We start from the raw sequence: 13,873 nt of genomic DNA on the forward strand, positions 1-13,873 counted from the left end.
CACCATCGCACGCTGTGACAAAGGTCCGGTGCGCGGAACCCGCAGGCCGAGCCGCTCCGTGCGGTCAGCCGATGGCTGCGGCGTGCAGACCGGCCGGGTCGAGGAGGACGAGCCGGCGCTCGCGCCGCTCGAGCAATCCCTCGTCTTGGAAGGCGCACAGGGCGCGGGAAACCACCTCACGGACCGAACCGATCGCGGCCGCGATCTCCTGGTGGCTGACGGCGACGACCAAGTGCCCGCCGTCGCGGACAGCGAGCGGTAGCAGGTGCCGCGCCACGCGGGCGCGGACCGGGCTGAAGACGTTGGTCGCGATCAACTCCTGATCGCGCATCGCCTGCTCGGCCACCTCCTGCATCAGGGCCCACGCGAGGGCGGGCCGGGTCCGGGCGGCCCGCGCCACCTCGGTGCGGGGGAGCAGCAGGACGCGGCTGTCCTGCAGTGCTTCGCCGTTGAGGGCGCCGCCGAGGGCGCGGGAAGCGGGCTCGGCGGCACCGCCGAGGGCGAGGCCGCGCACACCGATCAGCTCACCGCGGCCGGCGTAGCGCACCGTCACCGAGCGGCCGTCGGGCACGTGCAGGTAGAACCGCAGCAGTCCCCGCACCACCATGGCCAGCAGCGCTGTCTCGCAGTGGTGCGACCCGCGATAGAACACTTCACCGGCCCGCACCGTGGACTCCAGGGCGTGATCGAGGAGGACATCGCTCACCGCGGTCGGCAGAGCGGCGAACCGAGTGGTGCGCCAGGCGGCCTGTGCCTCGGGTGACAACCGGGTGACCTGCGGGCCGGCGCCGACCTGCCGCGGCGGTCGGCCGGGCTGGGTGCGGGCCGACGCGGACGGTGGTGCCGGGATGGTGTCCTTCATCGGTCCTCCTCGCTCGGGTGAACTGTCAGCCGGCGGCGCCGGATCAGGCGCCCGCCGCGGCGAGGTGGTCCGCGATCGCGCCACTGAGCAGGTCCGGGGTCTCCAGCTGCGCCATATGCGGTGCGTCGTCGAGCACCACCAGCCGCCCGCGCGGCGCCCGGTCGGCGATGTCCGCGGACCGGGCCACCGGTGAGGCGGTATCGCGTTTCCCGGCCACCGCCGTGACGGGCATCGGGAGCGTCGCGAGCCGATCGGCGGCATCGTGGGTCGCGATCGCACGCCAGCCGTCGGCGAAGGCGGACGGGTCCAGCGCCAGCAGTGTGTCCCGGGCATACACCACCCCGGGGTGCGGCGGGTCGGCCGCGAGTGCTGCGGGGGTGAACCAGCGTTGCAGCGTGGTCGCCAGCACCCCGCGCATGCCCTGGGTCTCGGCCGCTGCCGCGCGCGCGAGCATCGTGTCGGGTGACGCGCTCGCGCCGGTGCATGCCACGAGCAGCGAGGCCACCCGGTCGGGGTGCCGGAGGGCGACGTGCTGGGCGACCATACCGCCCATCGACACGCCTACCAGGTGCAACGGGCCGGGGTACAGTGCCGCCACCTCATCGGCGAGCGAGGCCATCGTCGGCGTCGTCTCGGCCCGCGGCCGACCGAAGCCCGGAAACCGGTGACGAACCGCGCCCGCGGGCGCATCGATCCACTGCCAGGTCGCCGCGTCGTTGCCGACCGGTGGCAGGAGCACGACCGTCACTGTTCGATCCTCAGCAACCCCATCGGGCACGCAGCGACCGCCGCGTGGGCGAGTTCCTCCTTACCGGGCGGCACCTGCACTCCGTCGCCGATATCGATGTATCCGTCGCTATCGGCCGGAAAGAGTTCCGCATCGACAGCCGAACAGCTCCCGCTGGCGGCGCAATCCCAGTCCTCGGTGATGACACGCATCTGCTCAGATCCCCTTCCTGGCCAGCTCGAGCATGCGGTCGATCTCGACCACCTTGACTCGCGGGCGCATCTGCTGTGCACCCTGTGCGGTTTCGTGGTCCTCGATGGCCCGGGCTCCGGCGATATCGACATGGTCGGGCAGCAGTTCGGCGAGATCGGTTGGCGCCTGGACAGGTTCGGGAAGCGCACCGGCGGCGAGATCCGCCAACAATCTCCCGACGGTGTCGGCGGCGCACTGCTTGTTCATCCCGATCCCGCCGGAGGGCCCGCGTTTGATCCAGCCGGTGGTGTAGACCCCCGGTACGGGCAGGCCCGAGATCGGGTCGGTCACCCGGCCGTTGTCGTTGGGGATGATCCCGCGTTCGGCGTCGTAGGGGAGATCGGCGATCGGAGATCCGCGATACCCGATGGCCCGCAGTACCAGCCCACAGTCGAGCAATTCGGATGTACCGGCCGGTTCCACGCGGGTGCGGCCCTCCGCCTCGGAGACGAGCCGGTTGTGGCCGAGGCGGATACCGGTGACCCGGTCCTCGCCGGCGATCTCTGTGGGCGAGGACAGGAATCGCAGCACGATGCGCCGGTCCCGGCCGCGAGCCCGGTCGGCCAGTCCACCGAGTACCTCTACCTTGTATTCGGACAGTGGCGGAGCTCCGGCGGGGAAGGCGCCGCGGTGCGCCTCGATCGCCTCCGGCGCGACGACGAGATCGAGGTCCTCGCGCAAGGTCAGGCCGATCAGTTCCGGAGTGGTGAACGCGGCGTCCGCGGGGCCGCGGCGGCCGACCACGACCACCTCACGGATGTTGGAGGTGCGCAGTGCCGCCAGCGCGTGGTCGGCGATATCGGTACCGGCGAGCCGGTCCGGGTCACCGGCCAGCACCCGCGCTACATCGAGCGCGACGTTGCCGTTTCCGACCACGACCGCTCGCGTCCCGGAAAGGTCGAAGGAGCGGTCCGTGTAGTCCGGGTGACCGTTGTACCAGGCGACGAAATCGGTCGCCGAATGGCTGCCGGGCAGATCCTCTCCGGGAATACCCAACTGCCGGTCCGAGCTCGCGCCTACCGCGTAGATCACCGCGTGATAGCGCTGCGACAGCTGCTCGACCGTGATGTCGCGGCCGACCTCCACATTGAGGAACATCCGGAATTCCGGCCGGCGCCGCATCCGGACGAAGGCTGTCTGGACGCCCTTGGTTCGCTCGTGGTCGGGGGCGACGCCGTACCGGATCAACCCGCCCGGGAGCGGCAGCCGCTCGAACATATCGACGGAGACGGCCGCGTCGCCGGAGTCGAGCAGTTCGGCGGCGGCATAGTGCGCCGCCGGGCCCGAGCCGACGATGGCGACCCGCAGCTGCGGCAATTCCGGGGCCGCCGCCGAGACCGACGACGTCTTCAGCGTCAATTTCGGCATCGGCGCAGGCGTCGCGGGCGGGGCGGCGCGATAATAGCGCGCATTGAGCTCCTCGAGCAGGTTGAAGCCGCTCGGCAGTTGGTCGTCGAAGTCCGGGAAGATCGCGTCGACCGGACAGGCGGGTATGCACGCGCCGCAGTCGATACAGGATTCGGCATCGATGTAGAGCATCTCCGCGGTCGCGAATCCCGGTTCGTCCGGCCGGGGGTGGATGCAATCCGCCGGGCACACTGCGACGCAGTTCGCGTCATTGCAGCAATTCTGGGTGATGACGTGGGCCATCGTGTGTCTCCTCGGCCAGTGAACGGGTCAGACCGGCCAGGTAGCGGTGAGCGCCTTGATGCCGCGCACCGTCATCGCACCGGTGTACTCCACCTTCTGTTCGGGAATCGCGAGGTCGGGGATCCGTCGGAAGAGTTCTTCCAGCGCGAGCCGCGTCTCGAGCCGCGCAAGCGGAGCACCGATACACATGTGGCGACCGCCGCCGAAGGCGATATGCGAATCGAGGTCGGCGCGCGCGGGGTCGAAATCTAGCGCCGCGGCGAATGTTCTCGGATCACTTCCGGCACCGGCCGGGATCAGCAGAACCAGGGAACGCGCCGGAATGGTGATGCCGCCGATCTCGACCTCGGCCATCGTGACGCGGCCGAGGGTGTTGACGATGCCGGAACGGCGCAGGCTCTCCTCGATCACCCCGGTCCACAGATCCGGGTCGTCGGCGAGCTGCTTACGCAGCTCGGGCCGTTCGGCCACCCACCGGATCGTATGCCCGATCAGATTGGCGGTCGTATCGCTGCCCGCGGCGAAGAGTTCGATGATATGGGTGATGATCTGCTCATCGCTCATCGCGCGGCTGCCGTCGGGGTTGGTCGCGGCCACCATGCGCGAAGCGAGATCCGCGGTGGGGTGCGCCTGCCGCTCGGCGAGGAATACCTTGACCTCGGCGACGGCGTCGGCGAGGCCGAGGTAGTGACCCTCGAGTTCGTCGGTGGCGTACTGGGAGTCGGCACCGATCGGTGCCATCAGACCGAAGAAACTGCCGATCCAGCGCGGCAGCTTCGGCAGCATGTCCTCCGGCAGTCCGATCATCTGGCTGATCACGCCGATGGTGAGCGCATGGGCGTACTCGCCCATGATCTCGCAGCTGCCGCGATCGATGAAGGTATCGATCAGGCCGTTGACCCGGGCACGGATCGCGTCCTCGGACTCCTGGACCACCCGCGGGGTGAAGACGCGCTGAACCACCTTGCGCTGAGTGGTGTGATCCGGCGGGTCGAGATTGATGATGGTGTGCTGCATCAGATCCGCGGGAAGCTCCTGGATCTCCTTCGGCAGGCGCTCGCGGAGCTCGGCCGTCGGCTGTACGGCCTGGAAGATATGCGAGGAGAAGTGGGCGGAATCGACGAACGCCTGAGATACCTCGTCCCGGCCGGTGACGACCCAGCATTTCATGGGCTCGTAGTAGAAGACGCGGTCGTCGCCGACGTTGTAGTGCCAGAACCGGTGCGGCTCTTCGAGGTAGGCCGGCGAGAGGGGGTCGAAGCCCATGGGGCAGGTAGGTGCGGTCATGTCTGAAACCTAGGCAGCGGCGAAGACCCGAACAGTGACAGTAGTCACAGGTGTGAGCGCTTCGTTCCGGTGTACGTGCCGGACGCTACCGGCCCGGATACGGCCAACACTGGGCCGGCCGCAGGAGTACGGCCCGCGGACGCGCGAGGCTGCCCGCCCGAGTCACACGCTCGGGCGGGCAGCCCCGTTGCCGTCCCGATCGGTAGGTCAGAACTCGAAGAACACGGTCTCGTTCTCGCCTTGGAGATGGATGTCGAAACGGAGCGTGCCGTCGTCGGCGGGGACCGCGCGCAGCGTGTGCCGTCGTTCGGCGGGAACGAGGGCCAGAATCGGATCGATCGCGTTGGCCGCGTCCTCGTCGGGGAAATACAGCCGCGACTCGGCCTGTTTCATCAGGCCGCGGGCCCACACCGTGACGTGCAGGTACGGCGCCAGCGAGGTGCCGTCGGCGAGAGTGACCCCGGTCGGCTTCGCGATCCAGACCTCCCAGCAGCCGAACGCGTCGGTGCGAGCCCGCGTGAACTGATCGCCGTGCCAGACCTCCACGAGCGCATCGGGGTGGGCGAGCGGTTCGCCATTGCCGTCGTAGACGAAGCCGCGCACATGCCGGGCCGCGGGATCGTCGGGCGAGACAGCGGCGTTCATGCCGGGCTCGTACAGCGCGAAGCCGTACATCGGGCCGATGGTCTGCGACGGGGATTGTCCGACAGTCATGGTCAGTGCTCCAGCATCGGGGTCGCGCGGTCGCCCCGGAGCACGATATCCCAGGTGTAGGACAGCGCCGAGGTGTCACCGCCGGAGGTCAACGGGGTGGCGTCGCGGTCGAATACGGCGACGAGCCGCTGTCGTCCGCGGGGGTCGGGAATGGCATCGATGATCGGGTCGTGCTCGATGAGCGGGTCGCCGTCGAAGTAGCACTGGGTGATCAGCCGCTCGCTCAGCGTGCGCCCGAACAGGGAGAAATGAATATGGGCCGGGCGGAACATGGTGCCCTTCGGTCCCGCGTACGCCGCGGGCTTGATGGTCACGAACCGGTAGTTGCCCTGGGCGTCGGTGAGGCAGCGTCCGGCGCCGGTGAAGTTCGGATCGATCGGCATGAAGGCCGGATCGGCCTTGTCGATGTAGCGGCCTGCGGCGTTGGCCTGCCAGATCTCCAGCAGCGCGTTCGGTACGCCGCGGCCGTCGCTGTCGAGCACCCGGCCACTGAGCACCAGCCGCTGGCCCTGCGGGGGACCGGCGTGTCCGACGGTGAGGTCGTGATCCTGGGGCCCGACGTCGAAATGCCCATAGGTCGGGCCGTCGAGCGCGCGGAACCAGCCGCGCGGTAGCTGCACCAGCGGGCGCTGGGGGCCACGCGTGCGCGAGATGATGTAACCGGGATGGAAGTACGGGGGATTTGCGTCGAGATCGGCCATAGGCCGAGGCTAGGAACTGGCGCGGTCGTACTCAGTGACCTTTGTCCACGTAGGGAGCCGATTCGGTGGACGAATGTAACTGCCTGCGCTCGAGCGCCACACGAGAACGGCTTCGCGCCGGCGTCGCTGGGCGGCCCGAACCGTGCAGCGAACGCGGTCACCGTGCAAGTCGTCACAGTGACGGAACCCGGCCATATCTACAAATAGGGCCGGATGCGTGTGGAAGGGGGATCAAGCATTCATCTCGATCAGGTGCGCGCGGATCTCCCGGCGCAGCACCTTGCCGTAGGCGTTGGTCGGCAATGAGTCGCAGAAGACCACCCGCTTGGGCTTTTTGAAGCTCGCGATCCGGCGGCGGCACCACTCGACGAGATCGGCCTCGTCGACGGCGCTTCCGGGGCGCCGGACGACTGCGGCGGTGACGCTCTCACCCCACAGCGCATCCGGCTCCCCGAAGACCACCACCTCGTCCACGTCGGGGTGAGCGAGCAGGGCATCCTCGACCTCGCGGGGATAGATATTGGTGCCGCCGGAGATGATGACGTCCTTGCTGCGGTCGAGGAGGGTGAGCCGGCCCTGCTCGTCGAGTCGGCCGATGTCGCCGGTGTGCAGCCAGCCGCCGCGCAGCGTCGTCGCCGTCGCCTCCGGGCTGTTGCGGTAGCCGCGCATGACCGTATCGCCGCGCACACAGATCTCGCCGGTTTCCCCCACCGGTACGGGCCGGTCGTGCTCGTCGAGCACGGCGACCTCCACCCCGGGGTGCGCGAACCCCGCCGACAGCAGCATCTCGTCGTCTGCGGGCCCGTGCGCGAGATTCAGGTAGGTGATCGTCATCGGTGACTCGCCTTGGCCATAGATCTGCACGAAGACATTGCCGAAGCGCTCGACCATCCGGCGGGCGTGCTCGAGGTGGATCGGCGCGCCGCCGTACACCGCGCGTCGTAGCGAGGAAGTATCGGCCGGCGCGGCAGCGTCCGCGTCGAGCAGCATCACGATCATCGTGGGCGCGACGAAGGCGAGCACCGTGACCCGCTCGCGCTCGATCAGGCGCAAGACGTCGGCGGCGTCGAAGGAGGGCTTGTCGTAGATCAGGTTCTCCGCACCCCGGGTGAGCGCCCCGAGCAGGTAGAGACCGCTGCCGTGGGAGAGCGGGGCGATATGCAGCGCGCGATCGTCGCGCCGGTAATCACACACATCGGCCAGTTCCAGCCAGGTCATGGCCAGCAGGTTGCGGTGGGTGAGCTCGGCGCCCTTGGGGCGACCGGTGGTGCCGGAGGTGTAGAACAGCCAGGCCACGGCCTCGGGTGCCACGTCGACCGGTCGGTCGAGCGGAGTGAGCGAGTCCATCCAGGAGTCGTATTCGGCGCCGATGCGGAGTCGGGGTACCGCAGTGGCGGCCTCCTGCACCACCCCGGCCCCGGCATCGTCGTGGACGAGCAAGGCCGCGCCACTGTCGTCGAGGATGACGGCGAGCTCACTGCCGGAGAGTTTGGCGTTGACGGGCACCACGACCATTCCGGCGGCGAAGGTACCGAACATCGTGACGACGTATTCGGGACCGTTCTTGGCGAAGACGGCGACCCGGTCACCGGGTTGCAGGCCGCGCGCGTGCAGTCCGGCGGCGAACCGGCGCGCCGCCTCGTCGAGCTCGGCGTAGCCGAGCCGGCGGTCGCCGTACCGGATCGCCGTCGCGTCCGGGGAGAGGCGGGCGGACCGGGCCAGGTTCGAGGCGATATTGGGCATCGGACTCCGTTCGGGTTCGAAGGTGTACGCGGGGGCGGCCCGTCAGCGTGCGCTGATCAGCTCGACCAGGGTGCCGCCCGGGGTACGCACCCAGACGGAGGTGTGCAGTTCACCGTCGCTCGGGGCAGAGACGTCGGGGTAACCGTTGTCGAGCAACCGCTCGCACAGCTCCTGACGTTCCGCGGCACTGCCGGCGTCGATGCCGATGTGGTGCGCGGTACCCGCGGCGTAGGTCCAGGTGCCGGGCGCACGGTAGGGCTCGTGGAGCAGTTCGAGCCCGGCGCCGTCGGCGCCGAATCGGTAATAGCCGCTGGCGATCTCCTGCTCGACGTGCTCGGCTCCGAGCACCTCGAGCAGGAAGGCGTGCGTCTCCCGCACATCCATCATCGTCAGGGTGACACTGTGCAAGCCCGCAATCGCGACCGCGGCGTCTGCGGCGCCGGACCGGCCGGCCGTGTCGCTGTCGACGAGGGTGTAGGGAAGCCCGGACGGCGCGGTGAACGCGAGCCGCTTCGTACCGAGGACGGTCTCCACCGAGGTCTCGATATGCGCGTCGTAGAGGCGGGATTCCCAGGTGCCCAGCGAGCCGGCCGGTACGGCGAGGTTCGCCGAGCGCGGGCCGTTGCTGCCCTGGCGCCCGGTCGGGAAGTCCGGACCGGCGCAGTACGCCACCAGGATGGTTGCGGCCGGGTCGTCACCGGCCGCGAACGACAGTTCTTCGCCGGAGCAACCGCGCATCGTCACCGGCCTGCGGCGTACGCAGCGCAGGCCGAGTACCTGTTCGTGGAACCGGACCTCACGCTCGGCGTCGGTCGTGGTGTAGGCGAAAAACTGTACGCGGTGCACGCTCATGACGGGATGCTCACCTCTGGCTGTCGCGGGAGTGGTTGTTCTACAGCGTGGGGCGACAGGGCTTTCGGTTCAGTGACTTGAGTCGTGGATCGTCGCCACCACCGCGCAGAGTATTGATGGATGACCCGTATCAGTGCGCTGCAAGACGGTCTCGACGTCACCAACCCCGATATCACCACGGACGAGGAGATCGCCGCTTTCCACGCCGAGTACGAGCGGACCGGGAAGGGCCGGCTCGACTCCTTCGAATTCTGGATCGAATTCCGGCCCGATGTCCTGAAGCGGCACAAAGCACGGTCCCGGCATTTCTTCGGCGACGAGGCCGCCCGCTACCCGGTGCCGATCCAGATGCTGGCGATCCACCAGTACGCGATCGAATCCTTCAGCGGCGGAATCGGTTACGAGATCCGGCTGGCCCGCTCCAACGGCGCGCTACGCAGCGACATCCTCGATACGCTGTCCGTCGCGTTCATCCACTCCGGCCACGCCGGGATGTACGCCACCCGCGCCGCGGGGCTCGAGCTCCTGCGCGATTACGTGGACCCGCCGGTCACTCAGCGTTTCCCCGACGGGTGGGAGGTCGACCCGGCGGCGTTCGACTCCGGGATGGATTACTCCACCCGGGAGGCGAGCGCGGCCGATATGGACGCGTTGATGGCGTGGTACGAGCGGGTGCTCGGCGAGGTCCCGCGTTCGGCGCAGTTCCTCGCCGTGCGCCGGCCGAACCTGCTCAAGGCATACCGCAACCGCTACGAGCATGCGATCCGCGATTCGCTGCCGAAGCAGATGTTGCCGTACCTGCTGCTCAACCACAATGTGGTCACCGGCAACGTGGACGGCATCCGGGAGCACGCGCTGCTCGGGCGGGCCATGGGCATGACCACCGAGCAGCTGACCGATGCCGTCACGATGGCCGTACTCTTCGCCGGCGTCGAGGTGCTCGGGCCGGTGGAGCAGGCCGCCGGCGATGTGCTGGAGCTGTGACCACGCGGCCATTGCGGTGCGCACACGACCGAGCCGCGCCGGCCGGTTCGTGACCGTGGTCACTGCCCGGGGCGGCCGGTGCGCAAAGACTCGAGTCGACCCACTCGCCCCAGAAGGAGAAATCATGTCAATATCCGCGCGTTCGCGCGTCGAGAAGTACGTCGCTCTCGCAGGCCTGTCCGCCGACTCGCAGCTCGTCTGCGGCGGGTGAGGCGCCGCTATGCCCAGCTTCCCCCTTTCCCCCGGTCGCTTCGACGGCCGTCGTGCGCTGGTCACCGGCGGGGCCAACGGTCTCGGTCTCGCCTGCGCCGAGCGGCTCGCCGCTGAGGGCGCCGCGGTCGGGATCATCGACCTCGATCCGGACACCGTCGCCGCCGCCGCGAAACAACTGACTGCCGATGGGCACCGGGTCGACGGTTACGCCGCCGATGTCTCCGACTACGACCGGATCCAGCAGGTCGTCACCGAGTTCCACGGTAGCCACGGGTCGATCGACATTCTCGTCACGATGGCGGGGATCTATCCGGCGGCGGCTTTCGCCGAGATGACGCCCGCGTTGTGGCGCAAGGTCATCGATGTCAATCTGACCGGCACCTTCAACTGTGTCCACACCGTGTTGCCGTACATGAAGGACCAGCAGTACGGCCGGATCGTCACGGTGTCCTCCGGCACCGTGATGATCGGTCCGCCCGATCTGGCGCACTACGTCGCCTCGAAGGCCGGCATCGTCGGCCTCACCCGATCCGTCGCGCGGGACGCGGGGCCGGACGGAGTCACGGCCAACGTGGTCCTGCCGGGACTGATCAACACCGAGCGCGCCGTGCAGCTCCAGGGGGAGGAGATGTTCGACATGGTCCTCCAGGGCCAGTCGATTCCCCGTCGTGGTGAGCCGGGCGATATCGCCGACGCGGTGGCCTATCTGGCGAGCGAGGGCGCCGGCTTCGTCACCGGGCAGTCGCTGTACTCCGGTGGTGGTGACCGCTTCGTCTGATCACCCGATCCGGGCCGCGAGCCCAGCTCGACCATGACACAAGGAGAGCCGGTCCCCGGAGGGACCGGCTCTCCTTGTCATCGGCAGGGATCAGGCTTGTGCGGCGCCGAGCTCGCTCGGATGAATTCCGTACTGATCGGTTTCCATCAGATGCGAGATCTCCCGGCCCGCCGGGGTCATCGTCAGATCGGCGCGGGTCTCCACCAGCCACGAGCGGTACCGACCGGGGGCGATGTCCTCCTCGGGCCCCTGGTGCAGGAGCCCCTTCGGCGTCCAGGTGATCGTGCCTGCGGTGTCGATGGCGCCCCACGGCGACGGGCCCTCGGCGTAGCAGATGACCTCGTCGAAGTCGGCGTTGTGATGCACCGGCGGGCGGTCGCTGCGCCGGCTGCTGGTGCAGTAGATGAAATCGACATCGTTGGTGCTGCCGAAGAGCCGAGCGGGTGGAAGGCCGCCCTTTTCGGCACCGAGGCCGTTGACGTGCTCGATATTGAGCCGCTGTACCAGCGGCGCCCCGATCGCGTCCAGGCACGGGATCGGATCCACGTCGTAAAAATACGAGGTGAACTGCTTACCGTGCCGGACGACGATTTCGTACTCACCGTCCACCGGCTCACCGGGGCGACCGTGCGGCACCGGCCGGTCGACGTGCAGATCGACGTTGAGGGTGGCGGGCGCGCCCTCGGGGTCGATGCGCAGCTGGCTGCGGGTGACCACGATCAGCTCGGTGATCTCCTCGGCGATCTCACCCCAGCGGTAGGTCACGGCCCGTGGCAGGAGAACGAAATCCCCGGCCCGCACCTCCAGCGTGCCGACTTCGGTGTCGAGGATCCCGCGCCCGGAGATGATGTAGTGCAATTCGTCGGCCAGGACGTTGGCGTAGCCGTAGTCCTGAGCAGCGGAACGCCGGTTGAACTCGATACTGATGCCGTCACCTTCGAGGATCGCGACGGGCAGCGCCAAACGGTCGGCGAAGGCGCTGCCGGACAGCTCCCAGGGATGAAACCTGCGGGGTACGTACTCCCCGCGTGCATGTAGGAATCGAGGTCGATACTGCGCACGGATGATCGTCGTGTTGGGGCCGACGAATCCGTTGCGGGAAAAGTTCTCGATATTGGGCGCGGGCAACTCGTCCGGCATGGAAACCTCCAGGGCATGTGCGGATGACGTCTCTCGACGCTAAGGCGATCCCGGTACCGGTGCAGTGACCGAAGTCCGTTCCGGACAGCAACGACGCTGCCCGGAACGGAACCGTCAGCCGGCAGCGGGGTCGGTCACGCGCACGTAGGCCCAGCCGTCGCGCTCGGTGAGTTCGAAGGCGGCCGGAAATCCTTGCTCGGCGGACATCCGCTGGACGTAGTCCGCGATGACCGAGGCGCGCGGATCGCCCGGCTCGAGTGCGGTGGTGCTGGCGTCGGCGAGCATCTGCGCGGGGAAGAAGCCGACCTCGGCGACCGGATTCTCGCCTTTGCGCAAGGAGAGCGCGACGACCATCGACCGGCGGGCTTCCTCGGCGAACGGCCACAGCTCGAACTCTTCGGCGGGGGGACGCATGGAGGACAGTTCGCCGTACCGGTTCATCGAGTTCGCGCGCATCGCGGGGGTCACCGAGGGCCCCTGAAAGTGGTGGACCAGGGCTCCGGTGCCGTAGAAGATCGGCCGACCGGCGTAGAACTCCACCGGACGCAGCGCGTGGTGGTGGGTGCAGAGCACGACATCAGCGCCGTGATCGACAGCGTCGCGGGCGAGCCGGGGCTCGTAGTCCATGAGCCGCTCGAGGACGTGGGAGTAGCCCCAGTGCATGGACACCACGACGATATCGGCCTGCTCGCGGGCGGCGGCGATCGACCGGCGGCAGCGTTCGAGGTCCTCCGGCACTGCGGCGGTGGTGATCAGCGGGGGGATACCGGGTTCCCAGAAGTTCTCGTCCGGATCGAGGTAGGACGTCGTCACCCGCAACGGTGCCAGGCCGGGACGGTTGGGGCGCGCCTCGTACCCCTTCGGGAACACCGTGGTGAAGCCGACGATCGCCACTCGGACACCATTGTGTTCGGTGACGTAGGGCCGGGTGGCCTCGTCCAGATTCGCTCCGGCGCCCGGCGTGTCGATGCCGAGACTCTTCAGGGTCGCGCGGGTGTCGTCCAGGCCGACGTATCCGCCGTCGAGGGTGTGGTTGTTCGACGCGGTCATGACGGTGAATCCCGCCGTCTTCAGCGGTTCGGCGCGTACCGTCCCCGTGCCCATGAAATGCTTGTGTGTCGGCGATTTCGCGGGCCGGTCGGAATACACGCCCTCACAGTTGCCCAGCACGATATCGCCGGGGGTCAGGAGGGGGGCGACGGGCGCGAAGGCCGCCTCCCCGTTCTCCACGTCGCTGAATACGTCGCCGGCTGCTCTCAGATCCACGATGCTCTCGGTCACCGGGGTAGCCAAGCACCGGCGCCGGGCGCGCGCAGTGACTTGGGTCCCCTTCCGGCCGAAAGGACTGTGGTCACTGTCGTGCGGCCCGGCGGCTGCGAGGCTGCGGCCATGGCCCGAGTTCCTCTGATCGCCGATGATGATCCCACCGCGGTCACCCACGGCGTGTTCAGCACTTTCACCGCCGAGGGGCGTACCCCCATCGACCTCTACCGCGCGCTCGCGAACAGTCCCCGGTTGCTGCTCGCCTACCGGTCGCTGCCCCAGACGCTGCGCCACCACGCGACCACGCCGCGCCGGTTACGCGAGCTCGCGGTGCTCCGGGTGGCGCAGCTGGTCGGCGCCGCCTACGAGTGGAGCCATCACCGCCCCATGGCGCTCGCCGCCGGTGTGTCCGAGGAGCAGATCGCCGATCTCGCCGGCTGGGCGGCCTCGGCGCATTTCTCCGCCGCGGAGCGCGCCGTCCTGGGTGCGGTCGAGGGGATGCACCTGCTGCGCCTCACCGACGAGGGATACGCCGACCTCGAAGCGGCACTGGGCCGGGACGGCGCGCTGGAGATCGTCCTGGTGGTCGCCCAGTACGAGGCGACAGCCAGGATCATTCAGGCACTCGGGGTGGAAGTGGAGCCGGGATACCGGTCGCACCTGGCCGACTGGCCGGATTCCGGCGCTCGGTGACCGGTGCGCCCGGC

The 13,873-nt window shown here is 68.6% G+C and carries 14 protein-coding genes; 3 read left to right on the top strand and 11 right to left on the bottom strand.

Annotated elements, in window-relative coordinates; genetic code table 11:
- Positions 1 to 64: 64 nt before the first annotated feature.
- From AB0I35_RS30050 to AB0I35_RS30090, 9 genes are all read right to left on the bottom strand, one after another.
- Complete coding sequence (locus AB0I35_RS30050) at positions 65 to 862, bottom strand: Crp/Fnr family transcriptional regulator (protein ID WP_357399691.1); 798 nt, start codon at positions 860 to 862, stop codon at positions 65 to 67.
- Positions 863 to 905: 43 nt separating this feature from the next.
- Positions 906 to 1,610, bottom strand: coding sequence for an alpha/beta fold hydrolase (locus tag AB0I35_RS30055; RefSeq protein ID WP_357399692.1), 705 nt, complete (start codon positions 1,608 to 1,610; stop codon positions 906 to 908).
- Positions 1,607 to 1,801 (bottom strand): ferredoxin, encoded by a 195-nt coding sequence (locus AB0I35_RS30060; RefSeq protein ID WP_357399693.1) that lies wholly within the window; start codon positions 1,799 to 1,801, stop codon positions 1,607 to 1,609. Before AB0I35_RS30060 ends, AB0I35_RS30055 begins: the two co-directional genes overlap by 4 nt.
- Before the next feature lie 4 nt (positions 1,802 to 1,805).
- Positions 1,806 to 3,491, bottom strand: coding sequence for an FAD-dependent oxidoreductase (locus tag AB0I35_RS30065; protein WP_357399694.1), 1,686 nt, complete (start codon positions 3,489 to 3,491; stop codon positions 1,806 to 1,808).
- Positions 3,492 to 3,518: 27 nt separating this feature from the next.
- The gene (locus AB0I35_RS30070; protein WP_357399695.1) at positions 3,519 to 4,778 is read right to left on the bottom strand and encodes a cytochrome P450; all 1,260 of its coding nucleotides are present in this window, start codon (positions 4,776 to 4,778) and stop codon (positions 3,519 to 3,521) included.
- A gap of 207 nt (positions 4,779 to 4,985) precedes the next feature.
- Positions 4,986 to 5,492: a protocatechuate 3,4-dioxygenase subunit alpha gene (locus AB0I35_RS30075; protein WP_357399696.1), complete on the bottom strand. Its 507-nt coding sequence runs from the start codon at positions 5,490 to 5,492 to the stop codon at positions 4,986 to 4,988.
- Between the two features lie 2 nt (positions 5,493 to 5,494).
- Positions 5,495 to 6,193: a protocatechuate 3,4-dioxygenase subunit beta gene (locus AB0I35_RS30080; RefSeq protein WP_357399697.1), complete on the bottom strand. Its 699-nt coding sequence runs from the start codon at positions 6,191 to 6,193 to the stop codon at positions 5,495 to 5,497.
- 231 nt (positions 6,194 to 6,424) lie between these two features.
- On the bottom strand, positions 6,425 to 7,936 hold the full coding sequence (locus AB0I35_RS30085; RefSeq protein ID WP_357399698.1) for a long-chain fatty acid--CoA ligase: 1,512 nt from the start codon (positions 7,934 to 7,936) through the stop codon (positions 6,425 to 6,427).
- Positions 7,937 to 7,978: 42 nt separating this feature from the next.
- A complete protein-coding gene (locus tag AB0I35_RS30090; protein ID WP_357399699.1) occupies positions 7,979 to 8,788 on the bottom strand; it encodes a VOC family protein in 810 nt (269 codons plus the stop codon).
- Between the two features lie 120 nt (positions 8,789 to 8,908).
- Between AB0I35_RS30090 and AB0I35_RS30095 the strand changes: the two genes are divergently transcribed.
- Positions 8,909 to 9,772, top strand: coding sequence for a hypothetical protein (locus AB0I35_RS30095; protein WP_357399700.1), 864 nt, complete (start codon positions 8,909 to 8,911; stop codon positions 9,770 to 9,772).
- A 220-nt stretch (positions 9,773 to 9,992) separates the two neighbouring features.
- Positions 9,993 to 10,763: an SDR family NAD(P)-dependent oxidoreductase gene (locus AB0I35_RS30100; RefSeq protein WP_357399701.1), complete on the top strand. Its 771-nt coding sequence runs from the start codon at positions 9,993 to 9,995 to the stop codon at positions 10,761 to 10,763.
- 90 nt (positions 10,764 to 10,853) lie between these two features.
- On the opposite strand, the gene AB0I35_RS30105 is transcribed toward AB0I35_RS30100, so the two are convergent.
- A complete protein-coding gene (locus AB0I35_RS30105; protein ID WP_357399702.1) occupies positions 10,854 to 11,903 on the bottom strand; it encodes a homogentisate 1,2-dioxygenase in 1,050 nt (349 codons plus the stop codon).
- A gap of 114 nt (positions 11,904 to 12,017) precedes the next feature.
- Positions 12,018 to 13,184: a CapA family protein gene (locus tag AB0I35_RS30110; RefSeq protein WP_357399703.1), complete on the bottom strand. Its 1,167-nt coding sequence runs from the start codon at positions 13,182 to 13,184 to the stop codon at positions 12,018 to 12,020.
- Between the two features lie 108 nt (positions 13,185 to 13,292).
- Between AB0I35_RS30110 and AB0I35_RS30115 the strand changes: the two genes are divergently transcribed.
- Positions 13,293 to 13,859, top strand: a complete 567-nt coding sequence (locus tag AB0I35_RS30115; protein WP_357399704.1) for a carboxymuconolactone decarboxylase family protein — start codon at positions 13,293 to 13,295, stop codon at positions 13,857 to 13,859.
- Positions 13,860 to 13,873 lie beyond the last annotated feature (14 nt).

Origin of the sequence: Nocardia sp. NPDC050378 (assembly GCF_040655675.1) — a bacterium.
Taxonomy (GTDB): Bacteria; Actinomycetota; Actinomycetes; order Mycobacteriales; family Mycobacteriaceae; genus Nocardia; species Nocardia coubleae.

Excerpts from the sequence above, each read along its gene's own strand:
- AB0I35_RS30050 (WP_357399691.1), bottom strand. The coding sequence starts at position 862 with ATGAAGGACACCATCCCGGCACCACCGTCCGCGTCGGCCCGCACCCAG.
- AB0I35_RS30060 (WP_357399693.1), bottom strand. The coding sequence starts at position 1,801 with ATGCGTGTCATCACCGAGGACTGGGATTGCGCCGCCAGCGGGAGCTGT.
- AB0I35_RS30065 (WP_357399694.1), bottom strand. The coding sequence starts at position 3,491 with ATGGCCCACGTCATCACCCAGAATTGCTGCAATGACGCGAACTGCGTC.
- AB0I35_RS30070 (WP_357399695.1), bottom strand. The coding sequence starts at position 4,778 with ATGACCGCACCTACCTGCCCCATGGGCTTCGACCCCCTCTCGCCGGCC.
- AB0I35_RS30075 (WP_357399696.1), bottom strand. The coding sequence starts at position 5,492 with ATGACTGTCGGACAATCCCCGTCGCAGACCATCGGCCCGATGTACGGC.
- AB0I35_RS30080 (WP_357399697.1), bottom strand. The coding sequence starts at position 6,193 with ATGGCCGATCTCGACGCAAATCCCCCGTACTTCCATCCCGGTTACATC.
- AB0I35_RS30085 (WP_357399698.1), bottom strand. The coding sequence starts at position 7,936 with ATGCCCAATATCGCCTCGAACCTGGCCCGGTCCGCCCGCCTCTCCCCG.
- AB0I35_RS30090 (WP_357399699.1), bottom strand. The coding sequence starts at position 8,788 with ATGAGCGTGCACCGCGTACAGTTTTTCGCCTACACCACGACCGACGCC.
- AB0I35_RS30095 (WP_357399700.1), top strand. The coding sequence starts at position 8,909 with ATGACCCGTATCAGTGCGCTGCAAGACGGTCTCGACGTCACCAACCCC.
- AB0I35_RS30100 (WP_357399701.1), top strand. The coding sequence starts at position 9,993 with ATGCCCAGCTTCCCCCTTTCCCCCGGTCGCTTCGACGGCCGTCGTGCG.
- AB0I35_RS30105 (WP_357399702.1), bottom strand. The coding sequence starts at position 11,903 with ATGCCGGACGAGTTGCCCGCGCCCAATATCGAGAACTTTTCCCGCAAC.
- AB0I35_RS30115 (WP_357399704.1), top strand. The coding sequence starts at position 13,293 with ATGGCCCGAGTTCCTCTGATCGCCGATGATGATCCCACCGCGGTCACC.